We start from the raw sequence: 17221 nt of genomic DNA on the forward strand, positions 1-17221 counted from the left end.
CTGATTTTCGATTTTTGAAGAGTAAGGTTTAAGATCGGAAGTAACGTTCGTCGATACGATCGTGAATCCCGTTGATCTGAAGCTGAAGTCGATCCAAATATTCGTGCATTCCCGAATCGAAGATCTCGTCCACCGAAGTGTAACTCAGTTCGGACAACAAGACCCCCACCCTCTTTTCCGCTTCGCAGGAATATTCGTCCGGATCCGTGCCGCTGAGCAGTTTGAGACTGTCGAATATCTTTCTCAGAGAAAAACGAACGGCCCTCGGGAATTGCCGATCCAAAATCAGAAATTCGGCTATGTTTTTCGGAGTGATCTTTTGATAGATCCGATTAAACATCTCGTGCGCGCTCGTCGATTTTAAAAGCGATAGCCACTGGATGAGGTCCAGATTGGAACCTACGTCGTGCGAAGGCAAAAGGATGAAGTATTTCATATCGAGAATTCTCGCGGTTTTATCCGCTCGTTCCAAATATCTTCCGAGTTGCGCGAAATACCAAACCTCGTCCCTCGATATCGTCGCCTCCTGACATCCGTAAAACAGGAGACACTGATTGCGGATCGTCTTAAAGAATTCGCCGAGCGCGGAAAGATCCGCGTCGGAGAAGAATTTTTTCGTTTTAAAACTGAGATAGAATTCGTTGATCACTTCCCACATCGGAGTGGAAATATTTTCGCGAATGGTCCTCGCGTTTTCTCTCGCGCGAACGAGACAATTCAGGATCGAGTTCGGATTCTCGTTATCGAAGGTCATAAACTGGATCACGTTCTCTTCCGAAGCCTCGGAATATTTTTTCAGAAAGAGTTCGTCGTCCCCCGTGGTGTAAACGAGAGGAAGCCATTGTCTGTTCACGTCCTCGTTTAAGTCGAGGGATAGTTGGAAATTCACGTCGATGAAGCGGGAATAATTCTCCGCCCTTTCCATGTATCGATTCATCCAATACACGGACTCAGCCACTCTGCTCAGCATAGCAACCTCTCTCGTTCTATGATAAACGTTTTTCTTTATTTCTTTTTAACTTTCACCCATCACCCAAGTGTCTTTGGAACCGCCGCCCTGGGAAGAATTGACTACGAGAGATCCTTTTCGCAAAGCCACGCGCGTCAAACCGCCCGGCATAACGTAGATATCCTCGCCGTAGAGGATAAAAGGTCGCAGATCCACGTGCCTTCCTTCCAACTTGTCTTCGATCAGAGTGGGAACACGGGAAAGACTGAGAACGGGTTGTGCGATGTAATTGCGCGGGCTTTTATCGATCAGTGTACAAAACTCCCGCTGTTCCTTTTTACTGGAACGGGAACCGATCAGCATTCCATAACCGCCGGCTCCGTTGGCCGCCTTGACGACGAGGTTGGCGATATTTTCCTTAACGTAATTCCTATCCTTTTCGTCGGAACAGAGATACGTAGGTACATTCGGAATGATCGCCTCCTCTCCGAGATAATATTTGATCATCGCGGGAACGAACGTATACAAAACCTTATCGTCGGCGACTCCGGCTCCCGGCGCGTTGACGAGGGCGACGTTTCCTTTTTTGTAGGCTTCGAAAATTCCGGGAACGCCTAACAACGATTCTTTGTTAAACACCGAAGGATCCAGGAAAGCGTCGTCGATCCTTCTATAGATCACGTCCACGATTTTCAGACCGCGTGTGGTTCTCATATAGACTTTGTCGTCTTTCACGGTAAGATCGTTTCCTTCCACGAGGGGAACTCCCATTTTTTGCGCGAGAAAGGAATGTTCGTAATAGGCGGAATTGTAAATTCCCGGCGTTAGGACCGCGATCGAAGGATTGGTTTTGCCGCTCATGTATTCGAGCATTCCTCGAAGACGGATGGGATAGTCGTATGTCGGTCGTACGGAAAGACTGGCGAAAAGTTCGGGGAAGGTTTTTTTCATCACTTCACGATTTTCTAATACGTAGGAAACACCGGAGGGACAACGCAGATTGTCTTCGAGAACGTGTACGGTTCCGTCTCCGTTACGAACCAAATCGGTTCCCGATATATGAATCCAGGTTCCCTGCGGAGGATTGATTCCCTTACATTCCTTGAGATATCCCGCGGAAGAATAAACGTATTCGGCGGGAACGACTCCGTCTTTGATGATCTTTTCGTCGTGATAGATATCGTCGATGAAAAGGTTGAGCGCTTTCGTCCTTTGTCGCAGACCGTCCTCCAACCTTCTCCATTCATGCGCCGTGATGATCCGAGGAATGATATCGAAAGGCATGATCCGCTCCTCTTCCTCCTCGTCGCCGTAGACGTTGAACGTGATTCCCAGAGAAAGGAGAGCCTTTTCCGCGCTGGACTTACGACGCAACAGTTCGCGATCGTCCATGGTTTCGATTCTGGATTTCAGAAAATGATAACTCTGGCGAATCCCTCCCTCCGGAGAAAACATCTCATCGTAAAAAGATTCGGTCTGATAATTGGTCAGGAGCATGGCAATACCCTCACGGAAAACCTTTCAAATAAAGCCCAAGAAGCAAGCAGTTTTTAATTTTAATGTCTATTTTTTAGGTATAAGATAAATTTGTGCTTAATTTTTGATCAAATTGTCCTATGGAGGTTGAAAGTTTTTAAGATGGAGGCAGGCTTTTGCCCCATTTCTGTTTCTTTGCAGGACCGCTCGCCCCGAAGATCCCGAGCGTGTGAGAGTTCCCACACCGACAAAAAAACACCGAAGACCCCGGGCGCAAACCGAAACAGACTCACTCACTGATCCCGTCGGAATTCCTACCTTCTCTCGAAGATCTATTGTTTCGCTCTCGTCCGGTTCGATCCAACAACGATGAAATTCTATGAAACCGCCTCAACCGACCTCCAAACAACCGATTTTGTTAAGCGACTTATTCCCCGATTATTCATTCAAAAAACTTAAAATTCCTTTTACCATCCGCAAAAAGTTCTTCCTAAACCGAAGACCCCAAACAAGAATTTGCGCATTCTTGTTTAGGATGAGACATTATGAATTCGAAATCACTCAAACACAAACTGGTCGGATTTTTTTTACCGATTACTTTTTTCGCGAACTGTATCGCATACAGCGAAAATCTGCTTCAAAAACCCGCACCTCTTGACACGACGAAAATCGGCTACACAAAACCGAAGGTCTTTTTAAAAACCGCCTTTCAGGTATTCCTTTCCGGAGCAGCGACGCCCGCACATCCTTTGTTTCAGGAGAACTGGAACAAGGCGCTTCAAAATAAGATCAAAACCGTGGGAATTTTCGCGGATATTACGGAAAACGAATCCACCGCCGATTATAGGCTCGAAGTAATCGTGGAAGACAGAGGAGAAGCCAACGTCGCCTTAGCGGTGTTAACCGGTTTGACATTGTTTCTGTTCCCGAGCACAGCGAGCGACCATTTCAAAGTGACTCTGAACGTCGCGGATAAAAAAGGGAACAAACTGGGAACGGTCGTCAAAGAGGAAAAGATCGTCCTTTGGCAGCAGATCCTGCTTCTATTCGGACTTCCGTTTTTTTATCCGCCTTCGGTGGCAAAACAGGCTCAGGAAGATCTCATCACCGCGATTTTCGTGGAAGCGTATCACCAAGGATATTTTTCCAAGGATAAACCGAAGAAAAAATAACCGGTCTCAATCCGTATCTCCCTTGTTCGAATCGGGATACGGATCGAAACGTATTCGTAAATTAAAAAGTACGAAACTGATAGATTTCTAAATCTTAAAAGGCGTGACTGAAGTCCAAAAACATCTGCGTATCCTCTCTGGATTTCGCGAAATCGACGAGAATCACCGTGGCCTGATTCCAGATGATCCGCAAACCGCTTCCCCAGGAATGTTTATAACCTTGCAAATTCAGGTTTTTTTCCGAATCCCAAACCCGGCCTAAATCGTAAAAAGGAACCAAACTCAGCGTAAAAAGTTCGTCCCCCCACTTGAACGTGGCGAATCTCCATCGTAGTTCCACACTTCCGAAACCGACCATAGGAGCGACAAAACGATCCTGTCGATAACCGCGCAACGTCTGCAAGCCGCCGATCCCGGTCATAGGACCGTCCAAACTCCATAGATAACGGACCTCCGAAAAAGGAGCTCCCGAAGAAGTATATCCCAAGGCTCCCCTCGTGGCCAAAACCAATTCCTCGAAAACGCCCGGAAAAAGTTTGTGAAAGAATTTGGTCTGAAAAAAGACTTTGTTGTAGTTGAAATCCGAGCCGGTTTTTTTGGAAACGTTCGCTACATTCAATTCCACTAATATACCCCGATCCGGATCCGGTTCAAAGTCCCTCGTATCATAAGCGATTCCTGCGCGAAGATAAACGATCTCTCCGCCGTTGTAACCTCGGATTTTTCCCGCGTGAAAATCCTCCGTCAATTTGGATTCTCCGTTCGGGACAGAAGTTTCTCCCAAACTTCCTCCCGACAAAGGATCCTGAGCGGGATTCCAAATTCCGTCCGAATGACGGATGATATTTCTGGAAATTTCGTTGGCAACCACCCATTTCCACGCCTTCCAAAACGTATAATCCACGCTGTTAAATAACGTGGTCGAATAAAACAGATATTGATTGTATCCTTGATCCGAAACCGTAGGAGTGATCTCCGAACCTCCTCGGGACGGACGAACATACGACTGCGATTCCTCGTATGCACCGAAATCCGCGTTTTGGATTCGGGGAGCACCGGGCTGACTTCGCAACGAGTAGGACAGAGGAGAAAGAGAAGATTCTCCGATTCCGAAATACTGGGAATTAGGATTGTAGTCCAAACCCAAGCTGCTTTTCCAACGAAACGCGGTGTTAAAAATGTACGGAGAATCGAATTGCACAAAATGATTTTTGACGCCCCGGTTGGATTGAAATAACTGCACCGTCAATTTACTTCGATACGGTTCGAATTCGAAATACGGCTCCTTTTTGGCCCCATTGAAAAAAATACTCGCTCGTAGTCCGCCCCCTTGACCGCGCACCGGATCCGAACTAAACAGAGGAAGCGCCGTTACATACCAACCTTCTTTTTTTTCGGCCAATTCCCCCGGATCCAAACGTTTACTTTCATCCAAGGGAATTCTGACTTGCGGAGAAGAAGGCAATGATTCCGAAACAAGGGGAAAAAACATTCCGAGGAGAAACGGAATTCCGACGACGAAACAAAGAATTTTCTCAAAGCGAACCATAGAACGGAAATGCCTTTTACCAAAACGCGGTTTTCACCCGAATTGTATAGGCAATTCCACGGCTCGAAAACGCAATTCGGCCGTAAACGGGCACACTATCTTTTGCAGAATCGAGTTTTTCTTCGGCAGTTCAAAGAACATCGTTTCGGAGAATCGATTCTTCCGCATGTGCATTCCCATCGACACAATTCGATGGAATCGGAATTCTTCCGTTTTGTTCATTGCCGCACGAAAACGATTCGTCCATTCATCCCCAAAAACGAAAACGCAATGATTTTGGATCGAATGTTTCCCCTACAAAAAAATGCAAAAAGAATCCTACCCGTTTCGGCAAATGGTTTCGTATATCGTCCTTACACAAACATCGATTTTTGGATTTTTATAATTTGAACACTTCACCGATTCCTTGTCCGACGACTCCGACATACGGAATAAACTTCCTCCACCGTTCGGATTATTTTTTGAATCATTTGGCACAAAACTGGATGCACCATTTAAGAAAAGAACTCAAGTTATAACGTAAAGGGAACGAAAACATAAAATCTCGTAAGCTAACTTCCGTTGCGAGGAATTTCATTTTTCGAATTTTTCGACCATCCAATGGGACGGGCTCTAAAATTCAAAATTGAAATCCACAGGAGGAAACGCTATGAAACCATTCATTCAAACTTTTATAATATTACTTTTACTTTCTTCGGGAAGTATCGGTTGTGTGAATGGAAAGGCAAAGAGCACTCTTCCGTTTCTTGCCTATCTCGATTTTAGCAATCGTTCGGCCTCTTTTGCGGTGTCACAAATCACTCCCGGTTCCGGTGTAACCGGTGTTTCCTTGAACACGTCGATCCAAGTTGGATTCAGTCAAAAATTAGACCCGGCCTCTGTCGGCCCCCAATCGATCCGATTGAAACAAGGTGGAACAACAATCGCTGGAACCGTAACTTCCAGTGATACGGCGATTCTGTTTACGCCCACTTCTTCCTTGGCTGCCACGACGGTTTACACGGTGACCGTCGCTAAGACCATTCTTTCCGAAAGCGGCTCCGAACTTGCGGAAGAATACACTTGGAGTTTTACTACCTCCTCGATCTCGGATGTGATCGCCCCTGCTCGTTCTCTTACGTATCCCCTTCCGGGAGCGGCATCCACAGCAAACAACATTTCTTTGAGCATCGCCTTTAGTGAAACGGTGAACTGTACGACGGTTAATGTTACGAATTGGACGGTCGTAGACGGAGCTTCCAATGCAGTAAACGGAAGTATTTCCTGTTCGGGTTCTTCCGCCACGTTCACACCCTCTTCTAATTTTGCCTACAATACGAGTTATACGTCCACAATCGGGACCGGGGTAAAAGATCTCGCCGGAAATGCGATGGCCAATCCGTATAGCTGGAGTTTTACGACGGGAACTGCGCCGGATTCTACCCCTCCCTCCGTTTCCTTTCTCAATCCTACAAACGCGTTTTCGGGGTTTGCGGTCACTTCTTCCGTAGGCATCGCTTTTACGGAACCCATGAACTGTAGTACGATCGATACAAACAGTGTGTATTTAGAAGATGCAGGAGGAGTTACCGTGAACGGAACCTATTCTTGTTCTGGTTCCTCGGTCAACTTTTTGCCCGCGGCTCCGCTCAACTACAGCAGCATTTATACGGTCAAGGTAACCACTTCGGCTAAGGACTTGGCGGGTCTATCAGCAACGGCATTCAACGCTTGGTTCGCGACCGGTGCGGGACCGGATTCAATCGCCCCGACCATTTCTTTAAAAACCCCGAGCGCCGGAGCAACCGGAATTCAAGTAAACCAAAGCATCAATGTAGTGTTTAGCGAACCGATGGATTGTTCTACGATCGGTACGGCAACTTTCAAAGTAAACAACGGAGCCGTTCCGGGAAGTGTGACTTGTTCCGGCGCAATCGCCACCTTTGATCCGGACAACAACTTAAACTACAGTACTACGTACAGCGTAAATATCAGCGGAACCATCAAGGATGCTTCGGGCAATGCGTTGGCCGCGTCCGTATGGAATTTTACGACCGGAACCGCCCCCGATTCCGTCCTCCCTTCCGTTTTGTACACGAATCCCGCAAACCTTTCGAATGACATTGCACCGAATTCTTCCCTCACGATTGCATTCAGTGAAGTGATGGATTGCCTCAGTATTTCGAGCGCTTCCATCGTAGTAGACGACGGGGGCATTCCCGTCAACGGGACCGTGTCCTGTACGGGGACCACCGCCACATTTGATCCGTTAGTCGATCTTGCCTACAATACGAATTATACGGTCACCGTTCTTACCACGGTTTCGGATTTAGCAGGGCTTTCCCCCTTAACGCCGACGTCTTGGTCCTTTACTACGAGCGCTACGCCGGATTCGACTCCGCCGATCCTTTCTTTGGTAACACCCAGCCAAGGCAGTACCAGCATCGGAGTCAATACGATGATCAGCGTGGTGTTTAGCGAACCGATCGATTGTTCTACGATCAGTACCGGCACATTCAAAGTAAACGGAGGCGCGATTCCCGGAAGTGTCACTTGTGCCGGTTCCGTGGCGACCTTTGACCCGGACAGTAACTTAGCCTACAACACGAACTACAACGTGGATTTACTGTTTGGTATCCAAGATTTGGCGAATAATCCTTTAGTTCCGACCAACTGGAGTTTCACGACCGGATCCGCTTCGGATATGACGGCTCCTTCCGTTATCTTTACCAACCCACTTGGTGGAACGACGTCCGCCCCGACCAATACTCTGGTAACCGTTGTCTTTAGTAAAACCATGAACTGTTCTACGGTGAACGCAGCGTTTCAAATATCCACCGGTGGAGTGCCTTTCATCGGCGGAAACTATAACTGTTCCGGCAATCTATTGACCTATACTCCGCCAGCGACTCTATCGTTCAGCACACAATACGATGTCTCCGTGTCTACCAGCGCGAAAGATTTAGCCAACAACTCTCTCACGGCTGCGATGAACTGGAGTTTTACAACAGGAAATGCACCGGATTCAACCCCTCCTACCATCGTAATGAGAAGTCCGATCCACGGTGCCAGCGGAATCGGAACCAACGCAAGCGTATCGGTTGCTTTTAGCGAAACGATGGACTGTTCCACGATTACAACCGGAAGTTTTACTCTCTGGAACGTAACCGACAATGCAGCCGTCGCCGGAACCATCGGCAGTTGTGTAGGATCCTGGGCGACATTCGTTCCCGATTTCAATCTGGCGGCCGGAAAAGTATTTCGGGCAACTGTCACGAACGCAGTCAAAGATGCGGCCGGAGTTTCTAAAACGGCGAACGAATTTTGGGATTTTTCTACGGGCGCTGCCCCGGACACAACCGCTCCCGGAGTTTCGATCCAAAACCTAAAAAATAACGGAATCATAGAAAGTGGTTTCGTCATCGGAACCGCTTCCGATGCAGGTGGTTCTATCGCGTCGGTAGAAATTTCTTTGGATGGAAACACATTCACCGGAGTCAATGGAACCAATTCCTGGAGTTATCCGCTTTATACAGGAGCTTCCGCCTGGAGAACCAATTCAGCGCATACAATTGCCGTCCGAAGTAAGGACGCGGCCGGAAACTATTCCGCGACAGTAACAGTTACCGTTCGCCAAGGAACCAACAAAGATATCAATGGAGACGGGTATGCGGATCTAGTCAGTGCCGAATACGGGCAAGGATTGGTTTACCTCTTCTATTCTTCCGGAAACGCAGGCATTTCTGCGACAAACGCGTCTCTCGCCAACCGGATCATCGTCGGTTCCGCGGCGGACGAATTCGGTCGGGCCGTTGCCTTAAGCGACTTGGATGGAAATGGATATGCGGACGTAATCGTAGGCGCTCCTGCCTGGAGCACAAGCCAAGGAAAAGTGTATGTATTCCATTCTTCCGGAAGTGCGGGAGTCAATATTTCTTTCACAGGATTTGCCTCCACCTCGATTTCCGGAGCAGCCGCCAACCATCGTTTCGGAGATACAGTGACTACGGGGGATATCAACGGAGACGGATACACGGATTTAATTGTGGCCGCTCCTAACTTCAATACTTCGCAAGGAAGAATTTACGTTTTCAATTCCGCAGGAGCCGCAGGAGTTACCAGTACAAGTACCGCAACCGCAACTACGATGGCAACGGGAACAGCGGCCAATGACAGATTCGGATCTTCTTTAGCGACGGGAAATACCAACGGAGATACGTATGCGGACTTGGTGGTCGGTTCCCCGGGATACAACGGAGATCGGGGAAGAGTCTACGTGTATCACGGGAGCAACACCGGAATCAATGGAACCACACCGAATACCACATTGACCAACGGCTCCGCAACTGCCGGGGGCTTGTTCGGACAAAAGGTCGCGGCTGCAGACGTAAGTGGGGACGGTTTCAGTGATGTTATCTCCTGCGCCCCTACGTTGAATAACGCCGCAGGGCAGGTCCAAGCCTTCGTTTCCAACGGAGGAACCGGAGTGGGAACCGGAAGTTTAGGCGGTGCAACCGTCATTATCAATGGAGTCGCTTCAAATGACGTATTTGGGAATTCGATTCACGCAAGGGACGTCAATGGAGACGGCCGCGCCGATATCATTGCTTCTGCAAACCTGATTTTAGCAGCAAACAGCAATGTCTATGTCTTTATGACTCCCTCCAGCGGAGGAGTCGGCGCCTTTATTACCTACACGAGCGCCGCAGCAACGATCAACGGAACCGTATCCGCACCTATATTTGGAATTAGCGGTAAATTTCCTCTTTCTACAAGCGACGTCAACGGGGACGGATATCCGGACTTACTCATTGGCACGCCCAACACGGAACGGATCTCTATATTCCATGGAAGCGCCACCGGATTCGTATCCACAAACGCGGACGCTGCCTCGACGACGATCTTCGGTTCTGCCTTGCCGGGGGGGACTGCCCCGGGAGCGGGTGAGGCATTTGGAGAAAGCGTTTATTGAAGATCGTTGCCGAATAGAATGGTTTTACGCGGGGTCGTTTTGAGGACTTCGCGTCCGTTCTCGATCCGAAAAGAGAACTCTTAGAATTCGAAACGATCAGGGATCAAAGATCCGGGGATTGACCTTGGATACCAAAGTATCCGCCGTCGAAACTGCGTTTGTGTTTAGGAAAGAAGTTTGGTTCCTGGAATTTCTAAAACGAATCGGGAACCCCAAACCTGAGACGGAGTGGTAAATCCGGCACGAACTTTCCCTTTCTGCAATTTGGCAACGGCGGCTAACGCGGATTCTACGGTAAATTCGTAACCTTCCGCACAACGCATACGAAGAGAGACTTTCTTAGAACCCGCCTCCGTCCATGCTTCTCCCCATAAAAAGACGGAACCGTTTTTTCTGGTTTCCGCGCCGGGACCGCTTACGGAAACTTCCACGAGTTTCTGCAGCGCCTTTACGATCAGGGAATTTTTAAGAAGGACCGAAGCCGGTTGTAAAAATTTCATCCATTTAGTTTGGGAGGAAGGAAACGAAGAATACACCGTTATATTCGGAATTCCCGTGGAAAAAAACGAAGTAAAAACATCCCCCCAGGGAATCGCAAAAAATTCGGCGTAATGTCCGCTGACTTCCACCACTTTCTTTAAGCTCAACTGTGGAATCGTTTCCATCTTTCCGTTCCGACGCACCTTACTTCCGTACGGAAGTTGCGCCAAGGCGCTTTTTAAGGTTCCTCGGGAAATTTCCGTAAACCCGGAAAAACCCAATTCCAAAAAATGCGCCTTGGGAAGTTTTTCCTTCAACATCATCGCCAGACAATCCGTCGGAACGATGTCGAATCCCACTCCCGGCAACAACATTACCTTTTTTGCAAGCGCTTGGGAGGATAAGGAATGAAGTTTTTCATAAACCGGAATTTCCCCGGTGATATCTAGATAATGAACCCCCGACAAAATACAAGCCGAAGCCATGGGAACCGCGGTTTCCACAAAAGGACCCGCACAATGTAAAACGAAAAGACAATCCTCGATCTCTTTTCGAATCGTATCGTGATCTTCCAGGGAAAAAATCCGAAAAGACAAACCGAGTTCTTCCGCCAAAGCGCGAACCCTTGGTTCGGATCGACCGGCTAAGATCGGCTGGAATCCGCGCGACACCGCTTCACGGGCGATCAATTCGCCGGTATAACCGTTGGCTCCGTAGAGAAGCCATTGTTTTTTCTGAGCCGCCATAAACGCCAGAATGTATACGTTCTCGGGAATCCGTCAAGTGAAGGTTTTTTCCGATTCTCCACCGAAGAGTTCGATTCTTTCTCGTCCACTGTTGCGGAGGTTTTGTTCCTTCGAATCGTTTCCGGATTTTTTAGTGGAATTCGGTTTTAACGGAGGATACAATTCCGGCGCGAATCTTCTATGGAACTCAAACTCGAACCTATCTCCGAAAAACACGCTCCTTCTTTGGCGCAACATGGGAATTCGGAGAAGGTATTTTCCGGACTGAGAGGAGTGTTTGTTCCACCGTATCGGCTGGAAGACGCACAAGAGTTTATCCGAGCCGCGTTACAGGACTTCCGCACCAGAACCTTTGCCATCGTTTACGAAGGGGTTCCGATCGGAGTCACCACCTTATCGTTCAAAGAAGACGTCTATCGTTTTAACGGCGAGATCGGATATTGGATCGGAGAATCGTTTTGGAATCGGGGAATCGCCACCGAGTCCATTCGACTTCTTTTGAAAATCGCCTTCTCCGAACACGGGCTTCATAGAATTTATGCGGAGGTCTTTTCCAATCGACCCGCGTCCGCAAGAGCCTTGGAAAAAAACGGCTTCGTATTGGAAGGAACACACAAAGAAGCGATCTTTAAGAACGGAAGTTTTTTAGACCAATGGATCTATTCCAAACTTCGAAACAGCACCCCGTCCACAAGTCTTGTCGAATTATAACAAATGTAATGGAAAAATAAGATAGAAAACACTGTTCCCGTTTTTGAATTGACTGGCTGTGAATCGAAAGAATACACTTATACCAGAACTTTTTCGGGCGGTTTTATGAAAATCAATCTCGTCACAATCGCGATTCCATTTTTCTTTTTGTTGATTTTTCTGGAAATGGCGTTTTCGGCGTATCACAAACGCAAACTCTATCGACTCAACGATTCGATCAACGATCTCTCCGCTGGAACCGCGAGCGAAGTGATCGGAGTTTTTATGAAAACCGTCACCTTGACCGCCTATATATTCTTATATGAGAATTTTAGAATTTTCAATCTCCCTTCTTGGCCCAGCGAAGCGCTCACCGTAGTTCCGGCGGGATTTTTGGGATTTCAATCCCAAACCTGGGCTTGGGGAACGGTGATCGGAGTTTGGATTCTCTGTTTTATCGCCTACGATTTCGCGTATTACTGGAATCACCGCTTGGCCCACGAGATCAACTTTCTTTGGGCGGGACACGTTGTGCACCATCAAAGCGAAGAATACAATCTTACCGTGGCTCTACGACAAGCCAGCTTTCACGGAATTTTTACCTGGGTGTTTTATCTTCCTTTGGCGTTGATTGGCTTTTCTCCGATCGTAATGATTCTGAACGGTCAGCTCAATCTGATCTACCAATTTTGGATCCATACGAAAACCATAGACAAACTTCCGCGCTGGTTCGAGGCGATCTTCAACACACCGTCCCACCACAGGGTTCACCACGGAATCAATCCGAAGTACATAGACAAAAATCACGGAGGAACGTTGATCGTCTTCGACAAATGGTTCGGAACCTTCGAACCGGAAACCGAAGAGCCGGTCTATGGAACGGTAAAACCTCTCCAGAGTTTCAACCCGATCTGGGCCAACGTCCAATATTGGTGGGAAATGATCGAATTGGCTTGGCGTTGTCCCCGCTGGGCGGACAAATTCAAGGTGTTTTTCGCCATGCCCGGTTGGAGACCCGAGGAATTGGGAGGCCAATATCCGATACCGGAAGTTTCCGCAAAAACATTCAAAAAATATGATATAGAACTTCCGAAAGGACTTAGCTTTTATTCTCTTACTTGGTTCGTTCTCACGGTCGCGTTGGCGTTCGGAATGCTCCTCAAAGTGGGCAAACTTCCTTGGTTCAACATCAGCGTCATCAGCGCCATCACTCTAATCACCTTACTTACCATAGGCGGAATTTTGGAAAGAAAACGCTGGGCTTTGTTTGCGGAACCCGTTCGTTTGATCGGCGTAATCGTAGGCGCTTATTTACTTTCCGGAGAATTCAACCTATCCTTGGGAGTTTTCGCCCTCAGCGCTATATCCGCGATATGGTTTTTGAGTTATCGGGGTTCGTTCTCGGTTTCCCGGGAAATCGATCCGGTTCGTGAAATACTCCGCAGGACCGCCTAACGGAGATTTGTTTTTTTGTCCAAGGAATGTCGGAACCAAACGTTCGGTTCCGAATATTCCCCGAGGTTTTTTTCCCGGTCGATTTTGACCGGGACCAATCCTTCCGAAATCGGGTATTCTCCCGAAGCGGGAAATTTCATTCCGGTCCATCGCTCCCATTCCTCGACGGTTCCAGCGATATACATCGATCGTTCTTCCACACGGACGAATTTGCCTCCCACTTTTTCGTGCACACGGATCCACGGATCGGAAGAATAACCATCCTCCCTCTTTCGCGTTAGATATTCTTGCAGAGAGAGAAAGGGAAATTTCCATTTTTCGTTGGGACGAACGCAGGCGAATAATTCGCGAAATCCCCGTCGCGCGGCGTTTCGTTTTAGTTCCTCAAGAAGAAGCGAAGACAATCCAACGCCGCGGAACTTGGGAAGAATTTCCACCGCCCAAGCCGACACGGCGTTGCAAATCCGATTTTCGGATCGATCCTCGTCGGCCTGTAAAATCGCAGCGTCCCAACCCCGGGGAAGATCCGCTTCGATTCCGTTCCAAAAAAACGGAAAGATTTTTCCGGTGCCGGCGACCTCGTTCGAGGAAGTGACCGCGACGCAGTGCAAGTCCGGGAATTCCCGGAGGAGCCAAGGATAAAATTTATTTCCAACGGGATCCCGATTGATGAACTCGGGCCATACGTCCAGGTCCAAATCCGCCGGGGAAAAACTTCCTTCCGCCAAAATCTCCGCAAATGTCGAAAATCGAAATTCCATTCCGATCCAAAAGAATCGAAAACGATCCGCTGCAAATAAAAAAAGCCCCCGTTTTGGGAGGCTTTCGTTTTCGAAAAAACCGAGTGAAACCCGTATCGTCCCCTTCGCAAAAAAGAAAACGATACGAGAGCGGATCGAGACCGCTTACGGAACGTTCGCGAAATTGATGGTGATCGCGTCGATATAAGCCTGGGTCAACTCGTCCCAAGTAGATGCGGCAGGAGTGGTGGTAACGGTGGATTTTCCCGCGGTCCCCACTCTCGCATACAAACCGTCCACGCGCGTCGCGGGAATGAAGTCGGAAGGAATCGCATCCGCCGCCACACCCTCGTTTACGAATCCGTTGAAGTTGAACAGTCCGTACGCGGGGGTAAAATTCACGAACGCGTTGATCGTGTTGTTGCAAGTGACCGATTGTCCCGGTGTGATCGCCGCTTGTTCCAAACCTCCCTTTGCGGTGACGTTCAGACTTCCGTCCAATTTCTGACTGTAGGCGAGTTTATAATATTCTCGCCCGGCTCCGGGACAAAGTCCGTCGTTGCCCGTATACCCGAGAGCGGCGGTTCCCGCATTCACGGGAACTAGGTTCGCGTTTCCGTGAAAGCTGACCACGGATTTAAAACAGAAGACGGTCTGGTTGTCCATTTCCTCGAGAATCACCCTTCCCGTATCTACGTCCTGACCGAGCGCGTCCTGACCCAGGGGGCCTTTCCAAGAATACGTCTGAATCAGACCTTGATTCGCGAATCCGGTGACGACCGGTTGCACCACATAACTTTCGATCAACGCGGAAGCGCCGCCCCAACGGGAAGGCTCCAATCGACTCAACTGATACAACAGTACGGCCCCGTCCCCCGCGACGTCTCGCGGATTATCGTCGAAAAAAAACTGAAGCGCCGGTTGGTTGTCGGAAGTGGAACGCAACTCGAAAAAATTCGTAAAAGCAGCGGGAGCGCCTAACGTGCTCGGTTGATAGTTCACGTCGCCCGAATTCAACTTAAGACGAAGCGTAAAGGATTGTCCGTTGAAGTTCTGATTGGGCAACGTAAGATCCGCCGTGGTTCCCGCGGGAAATACGGTGCGAATCGAACCGATGAGCTCGTCCATAAACAGCGAATTTCCTCTCGCCCAAGTGGCCGATTGACGTACGAATCCCCAACTATCCGCAGTCGCATGCAAAGGTTGTAATAGATCCAGTTTAACGGGGAATGGTCGCGGAGAATCCCCTCTTACGAAAAAAGGAACTCGGTCCGTGCGGAAACTAAGACCCGCTCCTAAAAAAAGAACGACTGCGAATAAAAACGATTTCCAGTTTTTTTTCATGATTCGATTCCTCACTGCGCGATTCCTTTCGGAACGATGATAAAAAAACCGGTCTTACTTTGTTCGACATACGGTTGTTGTCCCGCCAACAACAGAAAAATCGCGTTCGTCGTATCGTCGTTTTTTTCTTCCTTTTTACAAGTTCCGAAAAAAAGGAAACCGAACAGCACCGCCGCGAACACTCCCGCGGAAAAAAGATTACGAAATCGATTCATACAGGTCCTCCCTCAAACCGAGGTTTTTTTAAAGTAACGTTTGTGGATCGTTTTTTTCCATGAAAGGGAATTGAATCCGTCTTTACGGTATCGTTACGACGACGCAAGGTCAAGTGAGTTTTTACGATTCACCAACCCTCGTTTCCCGAATTTCCGCAAACGATCCCCGCAAACGATCCCCGCAAACGGCCGTTTTTTTTAAACGAACAAAATGCCGACAATCCCAAACACAAACCGACGCGAGACAAACAAAGTCCGATACGTTAGACAACCTTTCTCGGAATCGATTTCTCGAATCGAAAAAACGAGCGGCGCGCACCCATCCCTTTCGAAGAAGACAAAGACGTCGCGTTCGGATACGCAGAAAGTCGGGAGTCCAGGGTTTGAAAACGAACTTCAATTACCCTACGAACGACATCCGCCGAAACTCAGAACGTATCCCAAATCATATTAGAAAAACTGCAAGTTTTCGAGAACGCTCGTGCGCTTCCTTTCTGAAACGTAGAATCGAAGGGACCGTCGTATCCGCGAACTCGAAAAAAACGGAAACGCCCACCGACCTATCTACGGCGATATCAAAAACCGTAAAACTCGAAAATCGATTCGCGTCGTTGAATACGAAAACGGATCCGTTGCGTTTTCGTATTCGGACACGGATGAATCCCTTTGTGATACAAACGCTTTTTATAGAAAGACGTAAACCTCCGTGAAATCCCGGATTTAATTCCGTTGACTTCCCCTTATCCGTAGAGAATCGTGTATGGAAGTTCCGTCCCGTTTGCACTTCGAGTCGGGCCTTATAAACTAAGAACAACTGGTATCGCGTTTTGAAAAAAATAATTTATTTCCTATTTCTTTTAATCCTCGTTCAACCCGCTGCGATTTTTTCCCAAGCGGCTCCCGAAACCCAAAACCCTCCTCCGCAGGAAAACGGAACCAATCCTTCCGAAACGGAAAACGCTCCTTCCTCCGAGGAACAAATCGTCTCCACCGTGAAAAAATTAATCGGGTTTATCCGTTACAAAAAAAACGAAAAGGCCATCGCGCTCGTGGACGTAAAACGATTCACCGCTCAACTTCTCAAATCCTCTCCGAAAATTTCCGACGCGGATAGAAAGGAATTCGAGGAGGCGATCTCCGAATTCATCATTCACCGTAGTTTTCCGATCGCTCACAAATACTTCGATAAGATCGATATCAATTACGAAAAACCAGTCATCAAAGGGGATAACGCGACGCTTGCCTCTTCGATCATATGGAACGGATCCGAACGGATCACATTTTCTTGGATCCTGGGAAAATCGGGCAACGATTGGTATGTTACGGATTTCTTAAGCGAAGGCAAATACGCATCCGAGACGAACCGGGTAAAATCCGTGGAACCTTCCCTCAAAAAGAACGGAATCAAACAGACGATCGCCCTGATCAAAAAAGAAGCTAAGAACTAAAACTCC

11 protein-coding genes and 1 pseudogene are annotated in these 17221 nt (G+C 48.2%); 5 read left to right on the forward strand and 7 right to left on the reverse strand.

All coding sequences use genetic code 11. From position 1 onward, the window contains the following. Positions 1-28: 28 nt before the first annotated feature. Positions 29-970: an alpha-E domain-containing protein gene (locus tag EHQ17_RS14925; RefSeq protein ID WP_135590584.1), complete on the reverse strand. Its 942-nt coding sequence runs from the start codon at positions 968-970 to the stop codon at positions 29-31. Positions 971-1015: 45 nt separating this feature from the next. Beyond that, entirely contained in the window at positions 1016-2446 is a 1431-nt protein-coding gene (locus EHQ17_RS14930) for a circularly permuted type 2 ATP-grasp protein (protein WP_135590583.1), read from the reverse strand. A gap of 524 nt (positions 2447-2970) precedes the next feature. Here EHQ17_RS14930 and EHQ17_RS14935 point away from each other — a divergent pair. After that, positions 2971-3597, forward strand: coding sequence for a hypothetical protein (locus tag EHQ17_RS14935; RefSeq protein ID WP_135590582.1), 627 nt, complete (start codon positions 2971-2973; stop codon positions 3595-3597). Between the two features lie 94 nt (positions 3598-3691). Here the strand turns inward: EHQ17_RS14935 and omp85 are convergent. Then, positions 3692-5050: pseudogene (gene omp85 / locus EHQ17_RS14940) on the reverse strand (Omp85 family outer membrane protein); the annotation flags it as partial. Positions 5051-5795: 745 nt separating this feature from the next. Between omp85 and EHQ17_RS14945 the strand changes: the two are divergent. Next, positions 5796-10097: an Ig-like domain-containing protein gene (locus EHQ17_RS14945; protein ID WP_135590580.1), complete on the forward strand. Its 4302-nt coding sequence runs from the start codon at positions 5796-5798 to the stop codon at positions 10095-10097. 164 nt (positions 10098-10261) lie between these two features. On the opposite strand, the gene EHQ17_RS14950 is transcribed toward EHQ17_RS14945, so the two are convergent. Then, positions 10262-11323, reverse strand: coding sequence for a saccharopine dehydrogenase family protein (locus EHQ17_RS14950; protein WP_135590579.1), 1062 nt, complete (start codon positions 11321-11323; stop codon positions 10262-10264). A 180-nt stretch (positions 11324-11503) separates the two neighbouring features. On the opposite strand from EHQ17_RS14950, the gene EHQ17_RS14955 reads away from it, so the two are divergent. Both EHQ17_RS14955 and EHQ17_RS14960 read left to right on the forward strand, forming a co-directional pair. Continuing rightward, positions 11504-12034, forward strand: coding sequence for a GNAT family N-acetyltransferase (locus EHQ17_RS14955; RefSeq protein WP_135590578.1), 531 nt, complete (start codon positions 11504-11506; stop codon positions 12032-12034). Between the two features lie 105 nt (positions 12035-12139). Next, positions 12140-13468 carry a sterol desaturase family protein gene (locus EHQ17_RS14960; RefSeq protein ID WP_135590577.1) on the forward strand — a complete coding sequence of 443 codons (1329 nt, stop codon included), beginning with the start codon at positions 12140-12142 and terminating at the stop codon, positions 13466-13468. On the opposite strand, the gene EHQ17_RS14965 is transcribed toward EHQ17_RS14960, so the two are convergent. The 3 genes from EHQ17_RS14965 to EHQ17_RS14975 all read right to left on the reverse strand — a co-directional run bounded on the left by EHQ17_RS14965 (position 13465) and on the right by EHQ17_RS14975 (position 15767). Continuing rightward, complete coding sequence (locus tag EHQ17_RS14965) at positions 13465-14229, reverse strand: GNAT family N-acetyltransferase (RefSeq protein WP_135590576.1); 765 nt, start codon at positions 14227-14229, stop codon at positions 13465-13467. The two genes, EHQ17_RS14960 and EHQ17_RS14965, sit on opposite strands and share 4 nt — an antisense overlap. A 144-nt stretch (positions 14230-14373) precedes the next feature. Continuing rightward, the gene (locus EHQ17_RS14970; protein WP_135590575.1) at positions 14374-15552 is read right to left on the reverse strand and encodes an LIC_12337 family protein; all 1179 of its coding nucleotides are present in this window, start codon (positions 15550-15552) and stop codon (positions 14374-14376) included. Positions 15553-15563: 11 nt separating this feature from the next. Beyond that, entirely contained in the window at positions 15564-15767 is a 204-nt protein-coding gene (locus EHQ17_RS14975; protein WP_135590574.1) for an LIC12338 family lipoprotein, read from the reverse strand. A gap of 827 nt (positions 15768-16594) precedes the next feature. Between EHQ17_RS14975 and EHQ17_RS14980 the strand changes: the two genes are divergently transcribed. Then, on the forward strand, positions 16595-17215 hold the full coding sequence (locus tag EHQ17_RS14980; RefSeq protein WP_135590573.1) for an ABC transporter substrate-binding protein: 621 nt from the start codon (positions 16595-16597) through the stop codon (positions 17213-17215). The last annotated feature ends 6 nt before the right edge of the window (positions 17216-17221 follow it).

It is taken from the genome of Leptospira gomenensis, from assembly GCF_004770155.1.
In the GTDB taxonomy this organism is placed as follows: Bacteria; Spirochaetota; Leptospiria; order Leptospirales; family Leptospiraceae; genus Leptospira; species Leptospira gomenensis.